Raw genomic sequence first — 24,076 nt, forward strand, 5'->3', positions numbered from 1 at the left:
GGGCGCCGGCCGCCTGTCCGGGCTGGGTTAGCCCTTGCCCTTGATGTTTTCGGCCCAGTAGCCGATCCACTCGGATTCGTTCTGGCCAATGCGGTCCCAGTCGACGTCCATTTCAACCAGGTCCAGCTCGGCCAGCCAGGCCGGGGTCTCGGTCATCTCGATCGAGGGGATCTGGTAGTAGGTCTCGGAGAGGTCCTTCTGGGTCTCTTCACTGAAGAGGAACTCGAGGAACGCGTCAGCGGCTTCGCTGGACGGCCCGTTCTTGATCTTGGCCACACCGTCCACCAGCATCGGGGCACCGGATGCCGGGACTACCGGGGTGTAGGGAGCGTTCTGCTTCTCGATCTGCAGCATGACGTCCTGCAGGTTCCAGGCGCTGGCGGCGGCTTCCTGGCGGGTCACGCGCAGGTACAGGTCGGTGGGGTTCGCTGCGTACACCTTGGTGTTGGCGTCGAGCTTGCGCAGCCAGTCGTAACCGGCCTCGGGCGAGCCTGCGGCGTCGTACTGGCGGTCGATCATGGCTGCGTAAATGCTGCGCATGGTGCCGGAAGCCTCGACGTCGCGGATAGCCACCTTGTCAGCCATTTCCGGAGCAATCAGGTCGTCCCAGTCCTTGGGGGCTTCTTCTTCGCTGAGCATGTCGTGGTTGTAGAAGATGACCTCGGCCAGCTGCATTTCGCCGACCCACAGGCCGCTCGGATCACGCAGTTCCTCGGGGACGGCGTCAACGACGGCTTCCGGGGCAGGGGCGAGGACGTCGTCCCCGGCTGCCTGCTTCATCTGCTGGCCGGTGCCGCCCCACCAGATATCACCCTGCGGGTTGGCCTTCTCGGCACGGATGCGCTCCAGCGCTTCCTGTGCGCCGAGGGTGAGGATCTCCACCTTGCCGGCGTAGTCCGGGTTGGCTGCCTCGAAGTCGGCCACGACTGCTTCGGCGAGGCCTTTGTCCCGGGCGGTGTAGATAGTGAGGGTGCCGCCGTCGGACCCCTCGGCTCCGGAGGACGAATCGTCCAGGCCGCAGGATGAGAGAGCGAGCATCAGCGCGAGGCCGCCGGCAACGGCGCCGAGCGGTTTGCGGACAGTGCGGATCATGTACTTCTCCTTGGGTTTGGATGGTGCGGGGGTGATCTCTGGGTGCCGGAGGCTATCCGGCGGGTGTGATGAGGGCTGAGGGGTCTTCCAAAACGCGGGCCACGGCGCCGTGGAGGATGCCTGCGGTGCCCAGCGAGGCGAATGCGACATCCGGGGCAGACGGTGCGGCGGCGCGGATCCGGTTGGCCAGTGCGGCGCGTGCCTGGTCATCCAGCTCGACGGCGTCCCCGGAGAAGACAACGAGTGCGGGGTTCAGGACACAGGCACAGACGACGGCGGCCCAGGCCCAGGCGTCCAGGACGTCGTCGCGCAGTGTCCGGGCGCGCTCATCGGTGCACATACGCGCAATGACCGGCCCGTCGGCGTCGAGCCCTCCCGAATGTGCCGCGGCAGCAATGGCAGGGGTGCTCCACGCAGCTTCGAAGGGGCCGCGGTTGCCATGGGGGAGCGGCCGCGGGGCAACGGGCAGGAAGCCGACTTCGCCGGCAGAGCGGGTCGCGCCGTGGAGGAGCCTGCCGCCGCTCAGAATGGTGGCGCCGATGCCTTCGGCCACGTGGATCAGCACCAGGTCGTCGACGCCGGCCGCTGCGCCGGCGCTGCGCTCGCCGAGGGCCACCAGATTGACGTCGTTTTCAAGCGTGACCTGCAGTCCGGTGCGGCGCTGCAGTTCGGTGGCGAGCTCGGACCCGTTCGCGGCGGCGAAATCCGGTGCCAGGCTGACGGTGCCGTCATTGCCGACGACGCCGGGCAGTGCCAGCACCAGCCGGGCCGGGCGGCGGGGTGCGGCGTCGGCGAGCTCGGAAACGGCGCGTGCCGTTGAGGACACCGGATCTTCGGCGTCGAATACCGAGTCCCGGGTTTCCAGCACCTTGGCATCGAGGTCAACCAGGCTGGCACGAACGCTGCCGCTGGAGATTTCGGCGACCACCAGGACTACCGCAGAGCGGTCGATTTCCATGAGGGTCCGGCGCCGGCCCCCGGTGGATTCGCGCTGGCCGACTTCATGGAGGTAACCAAGCTCCTGCAGTTCATGCACGATTCCGGTCACGGTGGAGGGGCTGTATCCGGTGGCCGCAGCAAGGTCGGTGCGGGAGATGGGGCCCTGGGATAGGAGGGCTCCCACCACGGACTCCACCCGGATGCGCCGAAGTTCCCGGCGGCCGGTTGGGGCATGTGAGGTGGATGACATTCTTACTTTATACGGTGAAGAAAGTAAGATTGCAAGACCCGTTTTTAGGGCGGAAACCCCAAACCCGTCAGACGAACGGTGCAGGCCGGACGTAAACGGGAGCTTGTCCTGCCCGGGCGCCCGCAGGCAGAAGCCGGGTGCCCCACAGGTCCGCAGGGGCGACGACGGAATGGTCGGCAGGGGTCCGTGCCGGGCCGGAAACGATGCCGGCGGCGGCCGCTGCGTCACTGCCGAAGACCGCCAGTCCGTCGCCCAGATACACCCCGAGTACCCTTTCTCCAGAAGGTGCGCAGGCCACCACGAGCGAGCCCGGCCGGGCGGCGGAAGCGTCCGGCAGGACGGCGCCGTAGCCCGGGTGCCCGGCGAACCAGCTGAGAATCTCTTCCGGGCCGCAGCCGGTGAAGGTGTAGCCGGCGCTCCGCAGCGCCCGGGTTACCAGCGCGGTGCCGTCCTGGGCCGTCCGGCAGGCCAAATCCGCGCGGACCGAAGCGTAGACGGCCGCCTCTGCCGTTTCCGGATGGGCGGCGGTGTAGGCATCCGCGGCAGCAAGGGCAGCCGCGACCCGCTCCTGTTCGGCGGCATCCCATGACGTGCCGGCGGCCAGCGCACGCTGGTCCGGACCCGGTACGGGGGCTGTTTCCGTGCCGGGGCCGGCGCCGGTCCCTGTGGCGGAAGTGGCGGCGTCGAACGGATCCGCAGCATCCGCTGATTCCGAATCGGCTTTCTCATCCGGTTCCGGAACCGGCTCGGGGGCCGCTGAGCGGGTGGCCGGCTCCGGGGCGGGGACGGGAACGTAGTTGTCCGGCAGCCCGCCTCCGGCCCGTGTGTCAGCCGGCACGCTGACGGCCGGCGAAGGTGCCGGCACAACCGTCCGGTATGGTTCGGCAGCGCCGGTTCCGCCGTCGCCCGGCACTGAACAACCTGCTGCACCAGCAGCCAGCGCGAACACGAGCGCACCAGCGGCCAGCGCGTCCCTTGCGTTGCTCATGGAAGCTCATCCTCCGACAGGATGCAGAATCTGCTCTCTTTCGATTCTGCTCCTGCGGCGGTGTCCGAGTCGAACCGGTGGCCGGCCCCTTAGCGCGTGGCTTCGGCCAGGTACTCCAGGATGTGGCGGTAGCTGTGCCCGGTGGCCTTGCTCATGCCGATTTCGCAGGTGCGGTTCACCGAGGCGTACCCGTCGAAGACGCGTGCATTGATCTCCTCGGCCTGCTTTTGGGTTGCCGAGGCAGTGAGCTCGGGGTGCAGCAGCCCGCGGTCTCCGGCGAAGGCGCAGCAGCCCCAGCTCGGCGGCACGAAGACTTCGGAGCTGACCGCTGCCGCAATCTCAGTGAGTGCATCATTGGCGCCCAGCTGGGTGGAGGAGCAGGTGGGGTGCAGTGCCAGCGAGCCCAGTTTCCGGGTCACCTCCAGCCGGGGGAGGATGCTCTCGCGGACAAAGTCAACGGAGTCCACGAACCGCAGGCCCGGGTAGACCGGGCTTTCACCGGCCAGGCGCTTCATGGTGTCCAGCCCTTCGGTGCAGGAAGCGGCATCGCACACCACCGGGAGCTCTCCTCCGCCCGTGGCTACCCACAGGTTGGCGAGCACCTTCTCGGTCATGTCCTGGTAGCCGGAGGTGAAGCCCTTGGACTTCCAGGGGGTGCCGCAGCACAGGTTTTCGATGCCCTTGGGAATGCGCACCCCAACCCCGGCACGTTCGCAGAGTTCCATGAACGCCGGTGCGGATCCTTCACCGCCTCCGGCCGGCCCGAACATGGTGCCGATGCAGGCCGGGAAGAACACTGCCACCGGGTCGGCGTCCTCATGCGGTGTGCGCCGGGTGCCGCCGCCCGGCAGCACTGTGTCGTAGGACTGCACATTGTCCGCGCCAAGGACGGCACGCCCGACGGCGGTGGCCAGCTTGGGCAGGGGAGAGGGCACAGCCTTGGCCAGGGTCAGGGCCTTGCCGCCCACGGAGGTCATGGTGCCCCAGTGCCCGGCCGCGGCCTTCCAGCCGGCGTCGGCTGCCTTGTTGGTGTTCTCCGCGCGGAGCCGGCGGACCAGGTCCCCGGTGTTGATCAGCACGGGGCAGGCTGTGCCGCACATCCCGTCCACGGCGCAGGTCTGCACGCCGTCGTAGTCGTAGTCCGCACGCAGGGTGGCAGCGAGCACCGAATCGCCGCGGGCTTCGGCGTCGGCAATTTCGCGGCGGAGCACAATGCGCTGGCGCGGCGTGGTGGTGAGGTCCTTGCTGGGGCACACGGGTTCGCAGTAGCCGCACTCCACGCAGCGGTCCACTTCTTTTTCAACCGTGGGGGCTACCTTGAGGTTCTGCACGTAGGACCGCGGATCCTCGTTGATCAGCACGCCGGGGTTGAGCAGGTTCGCGGGGTCGATCAGGCGCTTGACCTCCACCATGATGTCGTACAGCTCATCGCCGTACTGGCGGCGGACGTAGGGTGCCATGATCCGGCCGGTGCCGTGCTCGGCCTTCAGCGAGCCGCCTTCACCAAGGACCAGGTCCACCATTTCCTCGGTGAAGGCCTCATAGCGGGCCAGTTCGGCCGGGTCGCTGAAGTTCTCATTGAGCATGAAGTGGATGTTGCCGTCCTTGGCATGCCCAAAGATCACGGAGTCCCGGTAGTGGTGGGCCGTGAACAGGGTGGCCAGCTCGGCGCAGGTCCGTGCCAGCGACGGCACCGGCACCACGATGTCCTCCAGCAGGGCGTTGGTGCCGGAGGGCCGGGCGCCCGCCACCGTGGTGTAGAGGCCCTTGCGCATGTGCCACATCCCGGCGCGGTCCCGGGCATTGGTGGTCATGGCGAACGGTGCTGCCAGGCGCAGCGACTCAAAGAGCGGCAGGGAAGCGTTCCGCTTGGCCTCCAGTTCCTCGGCAGTGGCCGCCTGGTGCTCCACGAGCAGGGCCGCATGGGACTTCAGTTCCAGGCCCCGCAGTTCCAGCGGAGCGTCCGCGGCCTGCTGGGCCACGCGCAGGGACGTGGCGTCCATGAGCTCTACGGTGGCCAGTCCCGTGGCGGTGAGCTCGGGCAGCGCGGTGGCAGCGGCGTCGAGCGTTTCAAAGAACATCAGGCCGGTGGCGACCTTCGGCAGGGCCGGGATGGTGCGGAAGGTTGCCTGCGCCACGAAGCCCAGGGTGCCTTCGCTGCCGATCATCAGGTGCGCCAGGATGTCGGCCGGGTTTTCGAAGTCCAGGAAGGAGTTCAGTCCGTAGCCCATGGTGTTCTTCATGGAGAACAGGCGGGTGATGGTGGCAACGGAGTCCGGGTTCGCCACAATCCGGCCGCGCAGGCGCAGCAGTCCTTCGAAGAGTTCCGGTTCCAGGGCGCGCAGCTTCTCTTCGGCGTCCGGCGCTCCGGTATCCAGGACCGTGCCGCTGGCCAGCACCAGGACCATCGATTCAAGGGTCCGGTAGGTGTTGAACTCGGTCCCGCAGGCCATGCCGGAAGAGTTGTTGGCCACGACGCCGCCAATGGTGCAGGCAATTTCGCTGGCCGGATCGGGGCCGAGCTTCCGGCCAAAGGCGGCCAGCCTGGAGTTGACCGAGCGCACCGTGGCACCGGGAGCCACCCGGACGCGGGCACCGCCGTCGAGCACTTCAATGTCCCGGAAGTGCTGGCGGGTGTCGATCAGCAGGCTGTCGCTCACTGCCTGCCCGGAGAGCGAGGTGCCGCCCGAGCGGAACGTTGCCGGGATACCCAATTCGCGGCTGCGGCGCATCAGCTGCGCCACTTCATCCGTGGTGGAGGGCGTGGCAACCGCCTCCGGGATCAGGAGGTAATGGGAAGCATCGTGCGCCATTTTGCGGCGGTCGATCTCCCGGGTGCTGATTCCTCCGCTCCCCAGCTCGGAAATGGCGGTGGCGGTGTTGTGCGCTGTGACTGACATACGATCCTGATCCATGGCATAGACGGGGACTTGTCTCCCGGATCAAATCTATTCCGCGAAGACGGTTTCCAGGAAATGGTCAGACCACGCCGGGCGGGACGGCCTGTAAGTACTGCAGAACGGCCAGGACCCGTCTGTGGTCCCCGGCCGCTGGTGCCAGCTGCAGCTTGCTGAAAATCGAGGTGATGTGCTTCTCCACCGCGCCGGCGGAGAGGAACAGTTCAGCACAGATACCGGCATTTGTCCGTCCCTGGGCCATGAGGTCCAGGACATCGCGTTCCCGCGGGGTAAGCGCGCCCAGCCCGGCCGCCCTGGAAACGCCCATCAGCTGCCGCACTACCTCGGGGTCCAGCACGGTCTCCCCGGTATGGATGCGTTCCAGGGCGTCCAGGAAACTGCTCACATCCGCCACCCTGTCCTTGAGCAGGTAACCGGTCCCGCGCGGCTGGCCGGCGAAGAGCTGCGTGGCGTAGCGGGTCTCGACGTACTGGGACAGGAGCAGCACGCCGATCTCCGGGCGCGTTTCGCGCAGGAGGAGTGCAGCCCGGATTCCCTCGCTGGTGTGGGTGGGCGGCATCCGGTTGTCCAGGATCACGACGTCGGGCTGCGCGGTTTCCAGCGCCAGGAACAGCTCGTCCGCGGTACCGGCCGCGGCCACCACGTCGTGGCCGCGGCCGGCCATCAACTCCACCAGGCCGGCGCGCAGCAGGGCTGAATCCTCGGCGATCGCAATCTTCATGCTTGAAGCCTGCCCCATAGGCGGGCCTGCCCGGAAATGACCGTCCTGAACCGCCGGACACCGATCACGGCAGCGGGAGGCTGACCGTCGCCGTCGTAGGTCCGCCGGCGGGGGAGGAGACATGCAGGGTGCCGTCTACGGTGCGGACCCGTTCGGCCAGGCCAGCCAGTCCTGTTCCCGCTGCCGGGCTGGCGCCCCCGGCGCCGTTGTCGGTGACAGTGAGGAACAGCCGTTTGTCCTGTTCCGTAACGGAGATCCAGGCTCCCGTGCCGCGGGAGTGTTTGACGGCGTTGGTGAGCAGCTCGGCGGCGCAGTAGTACGCGATCGCTTCCACCGCCGGGGCGGGGCGTACCGGAAGCCGGTAGTCCAGCTCCACGGGCAGCGCCGAGTTGGCGGCCAGGGATTCAAGGGCAGCATCCAGTCCGTCATTGAGCACCGCCGGGCGGATGCCCCGGGCAATGGACCGCAGATCGGTGAGCGCATCCTTGGCCGTGCCATGGGCGCTGTCCAGCAGGTGCTGCAGTTCTGGGCTGGACTCGGCTGCGGCCAGGCGCTCGCGTGCGTCCCCCAGTTTCATGGCGATGGCTACGAGCTGGGCCTGGGTGCCGTCGTGCAGGTCGCGTTCGATCTGGGACAGCCGTGCATCGGCGGTATTGACCGAGGCGCTGCGGCTCGTCTCCAGGTCCTTCACGCGCAGCTGCGCTGAGGTTGGCCCGAGGAGTCCCGCGGCCAGGAGTGCCTGCAGTTTCCCAAGCCCGTTGTTGACGGCCGGCCACAGGATGAAAGTGAACAGGAATCCCACAGCCACGTAGGCTGCCTGCCACCAGAAACCTTCCACAAAGACGTCCGGGGCAATCATGCTGCCGCGGTGCCAGGTCCCGTCCGAAGCCTGCATCGGCGGAAGCCACTGATACCAGTACCAGTGGGTCATGCAACCCAGCCCCGTGGCCAGGAACGTGAAGCTGAGGACAAAGGACATCACCGAGGTCACGAAGCTGACGCCCATGTGTGCGATCGCCCGCCAGCCGGCGGTGTCGGCCAGCCCGGACCGCAGGAAGCCAAAGAACCCGCGCCGGGAGGTGAACGGCGGCGGCGCCGGAACGCTTCGGCCCAGCAGGGACGCGGTGAGGCCCCGGTTCACGGTGCCCCAGTACCTGGCGGCAACCACCATGGCGGCAACAATGACCAGGCCCACTACGGTGACCAGCAGGGACGCACCGAGGGACACCGTGGCCACCGCGTACGCCAGCGCCAATGGAGCCAGCAGGAGGCTCACGCCGTGGTACCCGAAGGCACACCAGGTGGCACTGCGGAAGAATGCGGGGCGGCGCGGCTGTGTTCTCGTCACTGCTGCCGGGCGTGATCCCGGTACTGCGTCAGGTTCGGGGGCGTAGGTGTTGGTCATGACTCCAGCTTGCTATCTTGCGGCGCGTGCCACCATGGGGTTTTCCCCCGCATTGCGCCTGGGGGTTGGGCTGGGTGGGTGCCCGCTGGGCGGGTGCCCGCTGGGTGGTCCTTGCAGCCGGGGCAGCCCAACGAACCTTCGGGGAGATAACGCTGCTTAGGGCCCGTTCCGGTGAACCTTCGGGGAGATAACGCTGCTTTGGGCCCGTTCCGGTGAACCTTCGGGGAGATAACGCTGCTTAGGGCGGTCCTGAACAGCTGTAGCTCCCCGAAGGTTGGGGAGACTATGCTCTAAACCCCTTTATCTCCCCGAAGGTTGGGAAAGCAGGGACGGATCCGTCCGATAGACCTGAGCCCCCGGCGCCCCACTGCTCGGCCGCGCCCACTCGGCCCGCGCCCACCCGGCGAGTCCGCGCCGCCGGACATCGAGCCCGCGCCGCCGGTCGCCCGGCTCCTACTGCTCCGCGGCCGGAATCTGCGCGTAGAACCAGGTGATGTGCTCGCGCAGGCGTTCGGCTGCCAGCGCGCCGTCGCGGGCAGCAACGGCGTCGTAAATCCCGTGGTGCTGTTCGCGCAGGGAGGCGAGGATCCGCGGCCAGTCGTCAAAGTTATCCATGGCGTCCTTGACGTACCCGCGAATCGCGCCGCTGAGGGAATCCATCATGGTTTCAATGACGGAGTTGCCGGCCAGGGAGCTGAGCTCCACGTGGAAGCGGGCATCCAGGGTATGGAAGGTGTCCCGGTCCAGGTCCGGGCGGTCCATGGCGTCAAGCAGGTCGCCGGCGCGGTTCAGGGCGGCCTGCTTCTCCGGGCTGTCCGGGGCACCGGCGGCGGCCTGCGCAGCCCACGTTTCCAGGAGCACGCGGGTCTCTACGATGTCTTCGACGGAGAGCCGGCTGCTGGCCATATGCAGGCGCAGTGCGGAGGAGAGGCCCGCCGAGGGCTCGGAAACAATGATCGCGCCGGACTTCGGGCCGGAACCGGCCGAGGATCGAAGCACACCCATGGCGTCCAGGATCCTGATGCCCTCCCGGACCGAGGCGCGGGAAATACCGTAGGTTTCCGCCAGCGTCCGCTCGCCCGGGAGCTGGTCGCCAAGCTTGATGGCACCGGAGCGCAGATCGGCTTCGATGTTCTCCAGCAGCAGGTCATAGCTGCGCCGGGGCGGGAGGGAAGTGGGAGAGGTCACTGCAATATCCTTGCACGGTCGCGGCGGGCGGGCGGTTCGTGGTGGTCACACGGGTACAAAAACGGCGGCCCGGTACGAACCATGTGGTTCGCCCGGGCCGCCCGTTAGCGCAGTTACGGAAGCATCCAGCCCAGGACGGGGGTGGACTGCAGGTACACAACGGTGCAGAGCACCAGCAGCAGGGCCACGCTCCAGCCCACCACCTTGCGCAGCAGCACCGATTCCTGGCCATCCAGCTTCACCGCGGTCACAGCAATTGCCAGGTTCTGCGGGCTGATCAGCTTGCCGACGACGCCGCCGGTGGTGTTCGCAGCGACCAGCAGGTTCGGATCAATCCCGGCTTCAAGGCCGGCGGTCTGCTGCAGGCGGGCGAACAGTGCGTTCGCGGAGGTATCGGAACCGGTGACGGCCGTACCCACCCAGCCGAGCACGGGGGAGAGGAACGCGAAGAACGCGCCGGTTCCGGCCAGCCAGGTGCCAATGGAGACGGTCTGCCCGGAGAAGTTCATGACGTAGGCCAGGGAGAGGACGGAGAGGATGGTCAGCCCTGCCCAGCGCATGTTCCAGACGGTCCTGCCGATCTCGGCCACGCCGGCGCCCACGGACATCCGGTAGCGTCCGCCGTCGTCGAACTTGGAGTAGACGAAGGAAACGATTAGGCCGGTGATCAGCAGCAGCGTGCCGGGGGTGGAGAGCCAGTTGAACGTGTAGATGGTGGAAGAGACGGGCTCACCGGCAGCATCGACCAGGCGTTCGTGCAGGATCGGCCAGGGAACCTTGATGTCCGTGGAAGCCAGGAAAGCGGGGATATCCACGCCCAGCTTCCAGAGCTTGGCGATGCCGAAGATGACGATCACCAGGAAGTACGGGAACAGGGCCAGCCACGTGCGTGAAGTGGTCAGGGAGTTCTCGTCGCGGACGGCAGCCGAACCGCCGGCGGAACCGGACGTGCCGGCACCGGACATGGCCATTTCCGACAGGCCCATTCGGACCCTGGCGCCTTCGATGCCGCGCGGCTGCCAGAAGCGCAGGAACACCACGGCAGCACCAAGGCCTGCGAGGGCGGCAACAATGTCCGTGAGTTCGTAGGAGAAGAACGTGGAGCAGAGCACCTGGGCGGCGGAGAAGGCAACACCGGTAACGACGGCGGCGGGCCAGGTTTCCTTGATGCCTCGGAAGCCGTCCAGGATGAAGACCAGGATCAGCGGAACCACGACGGCGAGCAGCGGCGCCTGGCGGCCAACGACGGCACCGATGTGGTCGGCGTCGAGGCCGGTGAGGTTGGCGGCCGTGGTGATCGGGATGGCCATGGCGCCGAAGGCGACCGGGGCGGTGTTGGCCACCAGCACGGCGGCTGCAGCCTTCATTGGCTTCAGCCCCAGTGCCACCAGCATGGTGGCGGTGATCGCCACGGGTGCACCGAATCCGGCCAGCGCTTCCAGCAGGCCGCCGAAGCAGAACGCCACCAGGATCGCCTGGATGCGGACGTCGCCGCCGCCGATTACGTCAAAGACGCGGCGCAGGTCTTCGAACCGGCCGCTCACCACGGTGACCTGGTAGAGCCAGATCGCCATGATGACGATCCAGACCACGGGGAACGCGCCGAAGACCGCACCCTGGGAAGCGGACAGCAGGGCCAGGCCGGCGGGCATCTTGAAGGCCCAGATGGCCACGGCGATTGCCACGAGCAGGGACAGTCCGCCTGCCACATGGGCTTTTACCTTTACGAAGGCCAGCAGGACAAAGAATGTGAGCAGGGGGATGAGCGCCACGATGGCGGATGCGGCGACGCTGCCGAACACCGGGTCAGTGGTGGCGGTGAAGTGATCCACGGGGGACCTCCGGGGAGTGGTGAACTGGTTGGAAGTTGGTCAGACCACAATGGTCAGACCAAGGAACTCTAGCGCACTCCGGCGGTGCGTGTGATCATGGCCACCAGCCCCGGATGCTTTGGTGTGTTGCAGGCAACGTGCCTACTATGGTCTGACCACACGAGCTTCGGGGCATCCCCGTTGAGAGGCACCCATGAGAATTGCACTATTTGCCACCTGCATCGTGGATGCGATGTATCCGCGGACGGCACGCGCCACCGTAGAGATCCTGGAGCGGCTGGGACACGAAGTGGTGTTCCCCTCCGGCCAGGCCTGCTGCGGCCAGATGCACGTGAATTCCGGCTACCTGCCTGAGGCGGTGCCGGTAGTCCGCAACCACGTTGAGGCATTCACCGCCGCCGACTACGACGTCGCCGTCGCGCCGTCGGGCTCCTGCGTTGGCTCGGTGAAGCACCAGCACCCCATGGTTGCCCGCTCCGCCGGGGACAAGGACCTGGAAGCCCGGGCCGAAGCTGTTGGTGCCCGGACCTACGAACTCTCCGAACTGCTCACGGATGTCCTGGGCATCACCAACGCTGCCGAGCAGCTTGGCTCCTGGTTCCCGCACAAGATCACCTACCACCCCAGCTGCCACGGCATGCGCCTGCTGCGCCTGGGTGACCGGCAGCTGAACCTGCTGCAGAGCGTGGGCGGCATTGAAGTCGCCGAGCTGCCGCAGGCTGACCAGTGCTGCGGCTTCGGGGGAACTTTCTCCATGAAGAACGCCGACGTTTCCTCCGCCATGCTCGAAGACAAGGCGGCCAACATCAAGGCCACCGGTGCCTCGCTGTGCTCAGGCGGAGACGCATCCTGCCTGCTGCACATTGGCGGCGGACTCTCCCGCGAGGGCAGCGATGTCACCACCCTGCACTTCGCCGAGATCCTGGCCAGTACCCGGGAAAACCCGGTTTCGATCACCGGGGATGTCCTGGTCAGCGGAAAGGCTTCCCGATGAGCACGTACCTGGGCATGCCCACCCTGCCGGTCTACGGCAAGGGCAACCTCAACGCCGTGGACTCCTTCCCGACGGCGGCACGCCGGGAACTGGGCAACGCCCAGCTGCGCGCCAACCTGGAACATGCCACGCACACCATCCGGGACAAGCGCCTGCGAGTGGTAGGTGAGCTCCCGGACTGGGAAGACCTGCGCAGCGCCGGCAGTGCCGTCAAGGAATCCGTTATGGCGCGGCTGCCCGAACTGCTGGAGGAGTTCGAGAAGAACTTCACCGCCCGCGGCGGCATCATCCACTGGGCCCGCGACGCGGACGAGGCCAACGGAATTGTCCGCGACCTGATCCGTGCCGAGGGCGTGGACGAGGTGGTCAAGGTCAAGTCCATGGCCACCCAGGAAATCGGCCTGAACGAATACCTCGAAGAGCAGGGCATTGCAGCCTTTGAGACGGACCTCGCAGAACTGATCGTCCAGCTGGACCATGACAAGCCCAGCCACATCCTGGTGCCGGCGATCCACAAGAACCGCTCCCAGGTGCGGGACATCTTCCTGCGCGAAATGCCGGGCGTGGATCCGGACCTCACCAATGAGCCGGCAAAGCTGGCCGAGGCAGCCCGTTCCCATCTGCGGCGCAAGTTCCTGTCTTCCAAGGTCGCCATTTCCGGCGCCAACTTCGCCATTGCCGAATCCGGCACCCTGGCCGTGGTTGAATCCGAGGGCAACGGCCGCATGTGCCTGACCCTCCCGGAAACCCTGATCACGGTCATGGGCGTGGAGAAGCTGCTGCCGGCCTGGAGCGACCTGGAAGTCTTTATGCAGCTGCTGCCTCGGTCCTCCACCGGGGAACGCATGAACCCGTACACCTCGCTGTGGACCGGCGTCACCGAAGGCGACGGTCCGCAGAACGTCCACCTGGTCCTGGTGGATAACGGCCGCAGCGCCGCCCTAGCGGATGAAATGGGCCGTTCGGCGCTGCACTGCATCCGCTGCAGCGCCTGCATGAACGTGTGCCCGGTCTATGAGCGCACCGGCGGACACGCCTACGGCTCCACCTACCCGGGGCCGATCGGTGCCATCCTTTCCCCGCTGATGACCGGCATCAAGAGCGAGGAAAACAGCTCGCTGCCCTACGCCTCCTCGCTCTGCGGTGCCTGCTACGACGCCTGCCCGGTGAAGATCAACATTCCGGAAATCCTGGTCCACCTGCGTTCGGTGGATGTGGAAAGCAAACGCGGCAAGAAGCTGCCCACCCAGATGGACGTGCTGATGAAGGGCGCCTCCTGGGCGTTCTCCCGCGGCCGGAACCTCGGGCTGCTGGAAAAGGGTCTGCCGCTGGGCAGGCTGGCAGCCGGACGCAAACGCAAGATCACCAAGCTGCCCGGCATCGCCGCCGGCTGGACCCAGAGCCGGGACATTCCGGCGCCGCCCGCACAGTCCTTCCGGGACTGGTGGGCCAAGGAACACGAGGACAACAGGCCGGCTGCGGCACCGGCCCAGGGGGAGAAGACGGCATGAGCGCACGCGAGGAAATCCTGGAACGCCTGCGCGGTGCGCTGAAGGACGCACCGGCCGTCCCCGAGGTGCCGCGCACCTACCGCACCGCCGTCGACGCCCCGGAAGCCGAGCGCATCAGCGTGCTGGTGGACCGGCTGGAGGACTACAAGGCCGGCGTCACCGTGGTGGAGGAGTCCGGCGTCGCGCCCCGTGTTGCCGAGCTGCTCCGGGAAGCATCCAGCTATGTGGTGCCCGCGGGCATCGACGAGGCGTGGCTGGCTGATGCCGAGGCGGCCGCACCGGGCCGCCGCCGCAGCGATTCCCGCACCGATCCGCTCAGTGTTGCCGAACTTGATGCCACGTCAGCGGTGGTTACCGGCAGTGCGGTGTCCGTGGCGGAAACTGGAACCATCATCCTGGACGGCAGCGAGGGCATGGGCCGGCGCGCTATCTCCCTGATCCCGGACCACCACGTGTGTGTGGTGCGGGCTGCGGACATCACCATGATCCTGCCTGAAGCGCTGCGCCGCCTGGACGGAACGCGGCCGCTGACCTGGATCAGCGGACCGAGCGCCACCAGCGATATTGAGCTTGAACGAGTTGAAGGAGTACACGGTCCCCGCACCCTGGACGTCATCATCGTTCGCAGCTGAACCGGTTTCCACTAAACCGGCACAGCTAAACCGAAGGAGGCCGGGCCGTTGGGGGGCCGGCCTCCTTTGAGGTTCTGTGGTGCTTACGCGCCGGTGTAACCGGTGCGCCAGCCGCCCTTGTAGTCCTTGCGCACGGTCTCGGAGTAAGGCACCGGACTGACCACCGCGCGCACCTGAAGCTGGCGGTGCGGTTCAACGGTGGTCTTGGCGGTGCCGCCGTCGGGCTCTCCCCAGACCACGCGCAGCTCGCTGCCTTCAGGGACGTCCGGGTTCACCGTCGCCAGTGAGAGGCCGCGCCGTTCGTTGGCGGAGTAGCCGGTGAACATTGATACGCCCACCACATTGCCGTCGGCATCGATCACCGAGTCGTAGTTCGAGGACCCGTAGTTGGCCAGCGGCAGGTCGAAGTACTTGTACGGGGTCTGCTCCGTGTCCAGCTGTGAGGTGAAGATCCGGCCCAGGTCCTCCGGGTTCCAGGCGAGGGTCACCTTGCGCCGCTGGGCAGCCGGGTCCATGGCTTCGAGTGCCTCGCGGCCAATGAAGTCATGGTCGAACTTCACGAAGGATCCGTAGCCCAGTTCCCACGGGGTGAGGTAGTAGTCCTCGATGTCCTCGGAGACAAAGCTGCCGGCGACGGCGTTGGTTGCCTCGTAGCTGTCCGCCCCCAGCCACTCGCGGTACGGCCGCAGCCGTTCGTCGGTGTAGATGGCCGGCAGCGGAGACGGAATCCAGCCGGATTCAAGCGTGTTGGAGGGATACGCGCGGGCACCGACGGCGGCCATGCCGAACTCGGCGCCGGCTTCCATCAGGGCGTCGCGGACCTTGTCGTAGGAGGCATAGTCGCCCCAGATTTCCAGTCCGGGTGCGCCGGCCATGCCGTGCCGCAGCGTGCGCACCTTCTCGCCGGCAATGCTCATGGTGTCCATGTTGAAGAACTTCAGCTGCTCCAGGGGGCCGCCGTTGGCCTTCTCGATGATGTCCCAGGCGCTGGGCCCCTGGACCTGGAAACGCCAGTAGCGCCGGCTTACCGGTTTACCCATGGGGCGCGACGGCGAGCGGCGGTCCACCTCGATCTCCAGGTTGTAGCCGCCGGTCTCTGCGTTGAAGAGCAGCCAGTTGGCGGCCGGGGCGCGGCCCACGTACACGTATTCGTCCTCGTCCTGGTGGAACAGGATGCCGTCGCCGATCACATGGCCGGACGGCGTCGTCGGCACGTACTGCTTGGCTTTGTTCACGGGGAAGCTGGCCACTGAGTTGATGGCGGTGTCGGAGATGAGTTTCAGGGCGTCGGGGCCCTTGATAAAGACGTTGTCCATGTGGTGCGACTGGTCGAAGAGCACGGCGGTTTCCCGCCAGGCCCGCTGCTCGCTGCGCCAGTTGGTGAACTCCGGAGCGACGACGGGGTAGATGTACGCTCCGATCTGCGAGTTCCGGAGCAGGTCGACTACTCCATCGGACGCATCCAGTACTTCCTGCAGATTCTTTGGTGCCACGGTGAACCTCTGTTTCTGTCGGACGGGATCCGGCCTCAAGCCGGTGCCGCCGACTTTATATCTATCGACATAGGTAAGTCGAGGGTCTGCAGGGGACGCGAAGAAATGTCTGGTGAATGCCTATCTGGATAGATAGTGTGGGCTGCATCACACCTGCGGTGCGGCCGGGCCGTACCCCAACGAGGAGGCACACCATGAGGAAACTGCTGGCGGCAGCGGCAACGGCGGCGCTGCTCGGCCTGACGGCCTGCGGGTCGGGGTCACTGACTTCGGACGAGGGCTCGGCGTCGGCGTCCGGGGGAGCGGAGGGGCTCATTCCCATCGAGGTGGGAGTCATTCCGATCGTGGACGTCGCGCCCATCTACCTGGGGGTGCAGGAAGGGCTCTTCGAAGAGGAAGGCCTGGACGTCACGCTCACCCTGGCCCAGGGCGGGGCAGCTATTGTTCCGGCCGTGACAGCCGGACAGATGGACTTCGGTTTCTCCAACATCACGTCCATGATCGTGGGCCGGTCCAAGGGCCTGCCGGTGAAGATGGTTGCCCCCGGAGGAAGCTCCACGGGGGACACCGACGCGGACTTCGCGTCCGTCATGACGCTGCCGGATTCCGGCATCGAGACGGTCACGGACCTGGCCGGCAAGAAAGTCGGCGTGAACACGCTGAACAACATCTCCGACTCGACCATTTCGGAAGCAGTAAAGCAGGCCGGCGGCGACTACGAGAGCATCGAGTTCGTCGAGATTCCGTTCCCGGAGCTTTCCGGGCAGCTGGCGGCGGGAACCGTGGACGCGATTGCCGCCGTCGAGCCCTTCGTCACCATTGCGGGGGCCGACGGCGCCGTGCCGGTGTTCTCCAACTACGCCGAGCCGGTGGATGACCTGACCGTGGCCGTCTACTTCACCTCCGATAAGTACGTCCAGGAGAACCCGGAGATTGTGGAGAAGTTCGCCCGGGCGATGAATGCCTCGCAGGAGTTCGCGGAGCAGAACCCGGACAAGGTCCGGGCCGTGCTGCCCACGTACACCTCGCTTGAGCCCGCGGTCATTGAGCAGCTGACCCTGCCCCGGTACAGCACCGAAGTGAACCGGGCATCGGTCGAGGAAGTGGCCCGGATATCCCAGGACCGCGGCCTGGTCGAGGAGCTGCCCAACATGGATGAGCTGCTGCCGCAGGACTAGCCCGGTTCCCGCAGAAGCGCTCCGCTTTGTGCCTTGAGCTCCGCCGCGCGGCGGGGGAAAAGTCACACAGCGGAGCGCTTTCGCGTCTCTAGTAGCCGCGGAAGCTGCGCACCCACTCGGCAGTAGGGCGCAGGCCGCCAAAGGTGTAGAAGTGCAGCTTCACCACTCCGTGCCGTGCAGGATCATGATCGGCAGCGAGCTGGTTCAGGAAACGGTCCGGGCCCGCGGTGCCGAGCAGGTTCGTCAGGGAGAACCCGTATTTGTGTGCGATGGAGGCGGAGGTGCCAACGCCGAACCGGCGGGCGTAGCCCAGCAGGCGTTTGACTCCGGCCGGCCCCGGGACTCCGATCCGCACCGGCGCGTCGATGCCCCGGGCGCGCAGTTCCTCGCACCACGCGAGCACGGGGGCGGTATCGAAGCCGAACTGGGTGATGATCGAGGCGTCCAGACCTTGGTCCTCTACTGCGGCCAGTTTCCGTTCCAGTGCGGACCACAGGGTTTGTTCACCGATGTCCGGATGGCCTTCGGGGTAACCGGAGATGCTGATGTGCCTGGCTCCGTGCGCCGCCGGCAGTCCGGACGCGATGACGGCCAGCGAATCCTCGTACGGTCCCATTGGCTCCGCCGGGTCCCCGGCCACCACAAAGACGTTCTCCACGGCTCCCGCCTCGGACAGGGCTCCCAGGAATTTCTCCAGCTCGGCCGCCGATCCCAGCCGCCGTGCGGAGATATGCGGCACGGGAACGTGCCCGCCGGCCTTTACCGCCGAGGCGGCGGCCAGGCGCATCGGCAAATCCTCGTTGCCCAGGAACGTCACGTTGATACGGGTTCCGGCGGGCAGGAGGCCCTGCGCCTCCGCCAGGGCGGGAACGTCCTTTCCGGTCATTTCCAGCGAGAAGTCATCCAGCAGCGAAGAAGCGGGGTCCACGGGGTTCATGCCGAACACCCTAGCCAGCGCGCCGTGCGGTGTCCACGATCCGGCAGGCCGGATCGAGGCGCTGGGAATCGGAGACCCTAGAAACGGGAGGAGCTGCCTGAACCGCTGAAGCTGCCGCCGCTGGAGCCGTACCCGGAGGAAGAACCGGAGGACGCGGAGCTCCGCGCCGATTCAATCTTGCCGTTTCCGGCCTGGACGCCGGCGTTGAAGGACGCCACGGACCAGACGTAGTTGGGGTAGGCGGTGTCCAGGATGCCGGGACGGTAGCCGTCGCGGTAGCGGCGGGGGCGGCTGCGTTCCTCCTCCAGTGCCTCACGCATCAGCTTCTTCTCCGAGCTGTCCTTTGCCGCTTTTTCTATGACCGTCTCCGAGTGGTTCTTCAGCAGCTCAGCGAGTTCGCTGCCGGAGTCCCGGAGGATGTCCAGGGCCTCCTCCGGAGTCATCGAGCCGCTGGCCAGGGCGGCGGCAGCACCCTGAAGCCGGCGCCGGCACTCGGTGCGGAAGGCGAGCAGCGCGGCCGCCGTTGCCGAACCGGCTGTCTTGTCCTGCGCGAAAAGGTCTTCAAGTTTGTCCAGTTCCGCCAGCAGCGGGGCGGCCTGCCGGTCCCAGGCTGCCTGCCAGCCCGGGCCCATGTTCAGCAGGGTGTTGGTGTCCGCGATGACGTCGTCAATGCCGTCCAGTGCAGCTGCCAGTTCGGCGAATTCCTCCACCGGTTTGCGTGTCCTGCCCCGCTTGAGGTCCTTGTCGCTGAATGTCCGGACAGTGTTTCCCAGCTCGGTGGCCCTGTTGTAGCGGGTGCGGAAGGTGCGGTGCTCTTCCAGCACCTTGGCACCGTAGCGTGACTCGGCGGGAATCGTGTTGGCGTTCAGCTCGGTGGCTTCCAGATCCATGCTGACACTGGCGTAGGACTTTTCGGCTTTCGCGATCAGCTCACGGTTGGTCGTCAGGCGCTTGCGCCGCACAGCCACAATGGTCAGCCAGGTTCCTCCAGCCGCGAGCACCAGGGCGCCGCCAGCGATCCAGGTTGCGGGGTTGAGATACCAGGGCCGGTTGATCAGTTTTGCCGCCTCCTCGACGCCGGCGATGGTGCCGTCGGTCCACTGCGCGTCCTTGAACAGCTCTGCCGCTTCGTCCCGGATGGCCTGGGCCTGGTCACTGTCCACCTTGCGGTCCTCGCCGAAGTAGGTGCCGATCCAGCGTCCGTCGGGATCCAGGGTGAAGATAAACAGCCCGTCCGCCCACTTTTGTCCGTCCGCGCTGATCCATTCGGGGTGTTCTTCCCGGGCGAACCGGAGGGTTTCCTCATTCGTGACGGTGTCGCCGTCCTGGTATTCGGCGTTCGGGTCACCGCGGTAGGTGTAGACCGCAACGGTCGTCGGCTCGTGGAACTGGATCTGCTCCAGCGCCGGCAGCAGCGTGTTCTGGTCCAGGACACCGGCGGTGTCCTCCACGATGATGTCCACCGGTTCGACGGCGAAAGCCGGCGCAGCCGGTGCCGCGAGCGCCAGCAGTGCGGCAGAAATGATGAGCAGGATTCTGCGCATGGTCGTTCCCCCGGGAGGTTGGCTAAGCGGTAGACCGCTCAGCTGGTTGGACGGAATCGGTGGTGCCTTCTTGGAAACCTTGTGCCTGCGGGCCATCCTGCTGCCCCCGGAACACGCTGTCGAGGAAGCCGGCCGTTTCGTCCAGGACTGCGCGTGCCTCAGGCCGCGAGAACTGGAACTGTGCCTCGTGCGGCAGGGCAGGAGAGAGGTCCTGGGGCCAGAACCTGCGGGTTACCGCAACGCCAAGGTCCTCCAGCCGCGCCGCGAAGGGTACCGATTGTGCACTGGTAAGCCCGTCGCCGTTTCCGCCGCTGATGAACGCCGGCGGAAATGCTGCTGTGGCATGGGCGATGACGGACATCTGTTCCGCGGCGGCGCTTTCGCTGAACCTGCGCTTGCCGGTGTAGGCCCACAGGGCCGTGCGGAAGCCCCAGCCCAGAACGCCCGTCAGCTTCCCCATAGCCTCGAGATCATAGACACCGCAGTGCAGCAGCGTGCCGCGCAGCTGCGAGCCGGCCAGCGCAGGCGAGATTCCGAGGCCTGCCGCATATTCCGGTGAGGACACTGCTGCTGCCAGCTGGGCCGCGAGCTGCGCTCCGGCGGAATCTCCGGCCAGGACCACCCTGTCCATATCCAGGCCGTATGTTCCGGCATGGCCCTGAAGAAAGGTGACGGCCTGGTCCAGTTCCAGGAGCGCCTGCGGGTAGATCCGTCCCGGCGCCACCGAGTAGTCGACTCCGACGGCGGCAAATCCGCGTGCGGCGAGCATCCTCAGGTACGGGGCGATATCCCGGCGGGAGCCGGAAATCCAGGCTCCGCCGTGAACCCAGAAAACAACTGGCACATGGGTTTCTCCCGTGTGTCCGGGAGGCAGGTAGATATCGAGGCGCCGCGTACCGGCGTCGTCCTGGTACCTGATACCGCGGTGTTCGGTCACAGCGGGCGCATAAGGCTCCATCTGGGCCACCAGCTGCCTGGCACCGCGGTGGAAAACGCCACGGATCAACAGGGCTGCCGGCCACGGAGAGTACACGAAGGCAGCTGCGACCGCCGCGGCCGCCGTTCCAGCAGCCACCATTCGGGCGGGGCGCAGTCTGCGGGCGCGGAAGATGGGCACAGACTCAAGCGTAATGGAGTGCCGCGCAGGCGCTTCTTTTCCACTCCAATGTGTCCTGGATCATATACAATCCATTTCAGCCGTATGGATCGGACCAGTGTTCCTTCGAAAGTGGTGCAGTAAGCGTGCTCGAGAAACAGACCATAGAAAAGATTGCCGATGAGCTCGTAACCGCGGGCGCCAGCCGCACGCCGGTACCCCGGCTCACCGCGCGGTATCCGGAGATGACGGTGGAGGACTCCTACGCCGTCCAGGAACTGTGGAGCCGGCGGATGCAGGAGCAGGGCCGGAAGCTGGCAGGCCGCAAGATCGGCCTGACCTCGAAGGCCATGCAGGACGCCACGGGGATCACGGAACCGGACTACGGCGTCATCTTCGACAACATGATCCTTGAAAACGGCTGCACGGTGCAGTGGGACGCGTACACGCATCCGCGCATCGAAGTGGAGCTGGCGTTTGTGCTGGGCAAGCCCCTCTCCGGGCCGAACTGCACCATCTTCGACGTCCTGGATGCCACCGAGTATGTGGTTCCGGCCCTGGAGATCCTCGATTCCCGGATCGAAATGGAAGGCCGCACCATTGTCGACACCATCGCGGACAACGCGGCGATGGGTGCCATGGTGGTTGGCGGGCGGCCGGTGAAGGTGGACGACGTCGACCTCCGCTGGATCTCCGCCCTGCTGTACAAGAACCAGACCATCGAGGAAACCGGTGTGGCTGCCGGAGTGCTGAACCACCCCGCCGCCGGCGTTTACTGGCTGGCAAACAAGATTGCAGCCCACGGAGCGAGCCTCGGCGCCGGGGAGATCATCCTGGCCGGTTCCTTCACCCGTCCGATGTGGGTCCACAAGGGCGATACCGTTCACGCAGACTACGGACAGCTGGGATCAGTGACATGCCGTTTCGAGTAGAACCTGCCCCCTCCTTCAAATCCGTCCTGGGGAACGGCCGGCGCGCGCAGGCAGGAATGTGGGCCTGCACGGGCAACCCGCTCCTGGCGGAGATCTGCGCAGGATCAGGCTTCGACTGGCTGCTGATCGACGGCGAGCACAGCATTAACTCGCTGGAATCCATCAGCGTCCAGCTGCAGGTGGTGGCGGGATATCCCGTCTTCCCCGTTGTGCGGGTCCCGTCCAACGACACGGTGCTGATCAAGCAGTACCTGGACCTGGGTGTCCAGAACCTGATCGTTCCCATGGTGGACAACGCGGAGCAGGCAGAAAAAGCCGTTGCCGCGGTCCGGTACCCGCCGCGCGGTGTCCGCGGTGTGGGCAGTGCCCTTGCCCGGGGATCACGCTGGAACCGGATCGAAGGCTATCTGGACCGGGCCGAAGAGACCATCACGCTGCTGGTGCAGGTTGAAACCGCCGAGGCCGTTGCCAACGTGGCACGGATTGCCGGGACCGACGGCGTGGACGGCATCTTCATTGGGCCCTCGGACCTCGCAGCCTCCATGGGGCATCTGGGCCAGCAGGACCACCCGGACGTCGTTGCCGCCGTCGAGCACTGCATCCGCACTGCCAGGGAACATGGCGTTCCCGTGGGGGTGAACGCGTTCGTGGAGGCCACCGCCCGCCGCTACCTTGACGCCGGAGCGGACTTCATTGCCGTTGGCGCGGACGTGGCGCTGCTGGCCCGAGCCTCGGAGGCGCTCGCAGCCAAATACATGCCGCAGGACTCCGGCGGATCCGGTTCCGCTCCCGCCAGCTACTAGCCTCCGCCTATATCCCCACCGAGTACCCCCATCGAGATGGCAGAAACTGCCCGTTAGACCCCTCCTTTCGGGCAGTTTCTGCCATCTCGTTGAGGGGAGAACTAGTCCTGCCCGCTCATGGTCACCGCTGCGGCGGCAATTGCCAGGTTCCGCGGAGAGATCAGCTTGCCCCTGCGCAGCCTCCGGAGTTGGCAGCAGGGCCGGAGGCTGGCTTCGGAAAAGTTGCGGATTAATCGCTGTATCCGGAGTAGGAGTGCTACCAGCCCTTGGCGAGATAGAGGTCCAGATAGGCGCCCCGGTCCACGTCCAGGTCTTCGCGCCGCTCGAGTCCGGCAGCCAGCGCCGTGCGCTGGGAACCGATGTTGTCCACGGAGGTATAGGCGACCACCGGCAGGCCAGGCAGCAGCTGCTCGGCCAGGCGGACCGCCTCCAGTGCGCCCTCGGTCGCCAGCCCTTGGCCCCAGACCTCGGGGGAGTAGCGGTAGTAGAGGTTCAGGGCGGGCCTGCCGCGAACGACCCGGCGGGACACTCCGGTGAAGCCAATCAGCTGGCCGGGCTCGTCGGCGGGGAAAACCGCCCAGACTCCGAACCCGTGCCGGTACCAGTGCTGCCGGATTTCGTGGAAGGTCCGGGAAGAGGATGCCCGGGTGACGCTCGAGGGCACCGGATGGTGCACGTTGGTGCGCGGATCGGTATGGAGGTCTATGGCCGCTGCCTCATCCCGTGCTTCGGGCCTGCACAGCAGCAGCCGCGGTGTGCGTACCGGAGTCCAGTCTCCGGGTTCCTGCTCCAGCATGCCCACTACTGTAAACCCGAAGGCGCCCGGCGTCCGGCAACGTCCCCTCATCGAGATTGCAGAAACTGCACGTTAGACCCCCTTTTTCGGGCAGTTTCTGTCATCTCGATGGTTAGGGGATGGCGCGGAGCTCACGGTGGTGACGCACGTAGCCAAACACTGCCACCGCCGTCGAAATCAGGGCAGAAAGCGCCAGTCCCAGCCACAGCCCCACGTTCAAGGCAGCCGCCCCGGCTACGGCGCCGGCCAGGATCAGCGAGATTGCCAGCGCCCGGCGCGCCCAGAACTTGCTGTCCCCGCCGGCCAGCCGCGAATCCGACGCCAGGCCGGTGATCGTGGAGGTGACGACGACGGTGGTCACTTCCGCGACCTTCAGCCGTTTGGCGGTGGCCGCCTGAATGCCCATCAGCGTGGCCATGGAGGAGGTGGTGACGCTGCCCAGGACGTTGTTCGCCTGCACGTCCACCACTGCGGTGAACACTGCGAGGACGGTAATTCCGGACGCCACGATCATCAGTGCCGCGGATATGCGCCCGGACCATCCTTCCGGTCCCCGGCGCAGCATCCGCCCCGCCAGCGCCGCACCGAGCATAAAGAACACCAGCGCCAGGGCGGGCCGGAGAACCGGCAGGTCCGCACCTCCGGCAAAGGCCATGCCAAGGAGCACTACGTTGCCGGTCATGTTGCCGGTGAAGACGTTGTCCAGGCCAAGGTAGCCAACGGCGTCGATCACCCCGGTGGAGAATGTCAGCGCCAGCATCAACCACAGGTGCACCCGCTCGGTGGGCACGGCATTGAGGCGTTTCATGGGCTTCCCTTTCCTCAGC

Annotated in this window: 20 protein-coding genes; 6 read left to right on the forward strand and 14 right to left on the reverse strand. The window is 66.5% G+C overall.

Annotated elements, in window-relative coordinates; all coding sequences use genetic code 11:
* Nucleotides 1-27: 27 nt before the first annotated feature.
* The 8 genes from ABFX29_RS11885 to ABFX29_RS11920 form a co-directional block, all read right to left on the reverse strand.
* Nucleotides 28-1,092 carry an extracellular solute-binding protein gene (locus tag ABFX29_RS11885; RefSeq protein WP_152229310.1) on the reverse strand — a complete coding sequence of 355 codons (1,065 nt, stop codon included), beginning with the start codon at nt 1,090-1,092 and terminating at the stop codon, nt 28-30.
* A 52-nt stretch (nt 1,093-1,144) separates the two neighbouring features.
* The gene (locus tag ABFX29_RS11890; RefSeq protein ID WP_152229309.1) at nt 1,145-2,281 is read right to left on the reverse strand and encodes an ROK family transcriptional regulator; all 1,137 of its coding nucleotides are present in this window, start codon (nt 2,279-2,281) and stop codon (nt 1,145-1,147) included.
* Nucleotides 2,282-2,348: 67 nt separating this feature from the next.
* Complete coding sequence (locus ABFX29_RS11895) at nt 2,349-3,269, reverse strand: hypothetical protein (protein WP_152229308.1); 921 nt, start codon at nt 3,267-3,269, stop codon at nt 2,349-2,351.
* A gap of 89 nt (nt 3,270-3,358) precedes the next feature.
* Nucleotides 3,359-6,169 (reverse strand): FAD-binding and (Fe-S)-binding domain-containing protein, encoded by a 2,811-nt coding sequence (locus ABFX29_RS11900; RefSeq protein ID WP_152229307.1) that lies wholly within the window; start codon nt 6,167-6,169, stop codon nt 3,359-3,361.
* Between the two features lie 79 nt (nt 6,170-6,248).
* Nucleotides 6,249-6,908, reverse strand: coding sequence for a response regulator transcription factor (locus ABFX29_RS11905; protein ID WP_152229306.1), 660 nt, complete (start codon nt 6,906-6,908; stop codon nt 6,249-6,251).
* Between the two features lie 64 nt (nt 6,909-6,972).
* Nucleotides 6,973-8,313 carry a sensor histidine kinase gene (locus tag ABFX29_RS11910; protein ID WP_152229305.1) on the reverse strand — a complete coding sequence of 447 codons (1,341 nt, stop codon included), beginning with the start codon at nt 8,311-8,313 and terminating at the stop codon, nt 6,973-6,975.
* A gap of 453 nt (nt 8,314-8,766) precedes the next feature.
* Entirely contained in the window at nt 8,767-9,501 is a 735-nt protein-coding gene (locus tag ABFX29_RS11915; protein WP_152229304.1) for a FadR/GntR family transcriptional regulator, read from the reverse strand.
* 113 nt (nt 9,502-9,614) lie between these two features.
* Nucleotides 9,615-11,333, reverse strand: a complete 1,719-nt coding sequence (locus tag ABFX29_RS11920) for an L-lactate permease (RefSeq protein ID WP_152229303.1) — start codon at nt 11,331-11,333, stop codon at nt 9,615-9,617.
* A gap of 193 nt (nt 11,334-11,526) precedes the next feature.
* Here ABFX29_RS11920 and ABFX29_RS11925 point away from each other — a divergent pair, with 193 nt between their 5' ends.
* Genes ABFX29_RS11925 through ABFX29_RS11935 form a run of 3 tightly spaced genes read left to right on the forward strand, consistent with a single transcriptional unit; the run spans nt 11,527 to nt 14,470 of the window.
* Complete coding sequence (locus ABFX29_RS11925) at nt 11,527-12,327, forward strand: (Fe-S)-binding protein (protein ID WP_152229302.1); 801 nt, start codon at nt 11,527-11,529, stop codon at nt 12,325-12,327.
* Nucleotides 12,324-13,838 (forward strand): LutB/LldF family L-lactate oxidation iron-sulfur protein, encoded by a 1,515-nt coding sequence (locus tag ABFX29_RS11930; RefSeq protein WP_152229301.1) that lies wholly within the window; start codon nt 12,324-12,326, stop codon nt 13,836-13,838. The genes ABFX29_RS11925 and ABFX29_RS11930 overlap by 4 nt, the downstream gene beginning before the upstream one ends.
* On the forward strand, nt 13,835-14,470 hold the full coding sequence (locus ABFX29_RS11935) for a LutC/YkgG family protein (protein ID WP_152229300.1): 636 nt from the start codon (nt 13,835-13,837) through the stop codon (nt 14,468-14,470). The genes ABFX29_RS11930 and ABFX29_RS11935 overlap by 4 nt, the downstream gene beginning before the upstream one ends.
* 83 nt (nt 14,471-14,553) lie before the next feature.
* Here ABFX29_RS11935 and ligM read toward each other — a convergent pair whose 3' ends face one another.
* Nucleotides 14,554-15,963 (reverse strand): vanillate/3-O-methylgallate O-demethylase, encoded by a 1,410-nt coding sequence (ligM, locus tag ABFX29_RS11940; RefSeq protein ID WP_152229299.1) that lies wholly within the window; start codon nt 15,961-15,963, stop codon nt 14,554-14,556.
* A 194-nt stretch (nt 15,964-16,157) separates the two neighbouring features.
* Between ligM and ABFX29_RS11945 the strand changes: the two genes are divergently transcribed.
* On the forward strand, nt 16,158-17,141 hold the full coding sequence (locus ABFX29_RS11945) for an ABC transporter substrate-binding protein (RefSeq protein WP_152229298.1): 984 nt from the start codon (nt 16,158-16,160) through the stop codon (nt 17,139-17,141).
* 88 nt (nt 17,142-17,229) lie between these two features.
* Here the strand turns inward: ABFX29_RS11945 and ABFX29_RS11950 are convergent, their stop codons facing one another.
* The 3 genes from ABFX29_RS11950 to ABFX29_RS11960 form a co-directional block, all read right to left on the reverse strand.
* Nucleotides 17,230-18,078, reverse strand: a complete 849-nt coding sequence (locus ABFX29_RS11950) for a methylenetetrahydrofolate reductase (RefSeq protein ID WP_211372424.1) — start codon at nt 18,076-18,078, stop codon at nt 17,230-17,232.
* 77 nt (nt 18,079-18,155) lie between these two features.
* Nucleotides 18,156-19,622, reverse strand: a complete 1,467-nt coding sequence (locus ABFX29_RS11955) for a DUF5129 domain-containing protein (protein ID WP_152229297.1) — start codon at nt 19,620-19,622, stop codon at nt 18,156-18,158.
* Nucleotides 19,623-19,644: 22 nt separating this feature from the next.
* Entirely contained in the window at nt 19,645-20,739 is a 1,095-nt protein-coding gene (locus tag ABFX29_RS11960) for an alpha/beta hydrolase (RefSeq protein WP_152229296.1), read from the reverse strand.
* Nucleotides 20,740-20,864: 125 nt separating this feature from the next.
* Between ABFX29_RS11960 and hpaH the strand changes: the two genes are divergently transcribed.
* Both hpaH and ABFX29_RS11970 read left to right on the forward strand, forming a co-directional pair.
* The gene (gene hpaH / locus ABFX29_RS11965) at nt 20,865-21,650 is read left to right on the forward strand and encodes a 2-oxo-hept-4-ene-1,7-dioate hydratase (RefSeq protein WP_152229295.1); all 786 of its coding nucleotides are present in this window, start codon (nt 20,865-20,867) and stop codon (nt 21,648-21,650) included.
* Nucleotides 21,635-22,453 (forward strand): HpcH/HpaI aldolase family protein, encoded by an 819-nt coding sequence (locus tag ABFX29_RS11970; RefSeq protein WP_152229294.1) that lies wholly within the window; start codon nt 21,635-21,637, stop codon nt 22,451-22,453. Before hpaH ends, ABFX29_RS11970 begins: the two co-directional genes overlap by 16 nt.
* 256 nt (nt 22,454-22,709) lie before the next feature.
* On the opposite strand, the gene ABFX29_RS11975 is transcribed toward ABFX29_RS11970, so the two are convergent.
* Together ABFX29_RS11975 and ABFX29_RS11980 are read right to left on the reverse strand one after the other, a co-directional pair.
* Nucleotides 22,710-23,249 carry a GNAT family N-acetyltransferase gene (locus ABFX29_RS11975; RefSeq protein ID WP_170287807.1) on the reverse strand — a complete coding sequence of 180 codons (540 nt, stop codon included), beginning with the start codon at nt 23,247-23,249 and terminating at the stop codon, nt 22,710-22,712.
* Nucleotides 23,250-23,361: 112 nt separating this feature from the next.
* The gene (locus ABFX29_RS11980; protein ID WP_152229292.1) at nt 23,362-24,057 is read right to left on the reverse strand and encodes a YoaK family protein; all 696 of its coding nucleotides are present in this window, start codon (nt 24,055-24,057) and stop codon (nt 23,362-23,364) included.
* Between the last annotated feature and the right edge of the window lie 19 nt (nt 24,058-24,076).

This window comes from Arthrobacter gandavensis, assembly GCF_039528575.1.
GTDB lineage: Bacteria > Actinomycetota > Actinomycetes > Actinomycetales > Micrococcaceae > Arthrobacter_B > Arthrobacter_B citreus_B.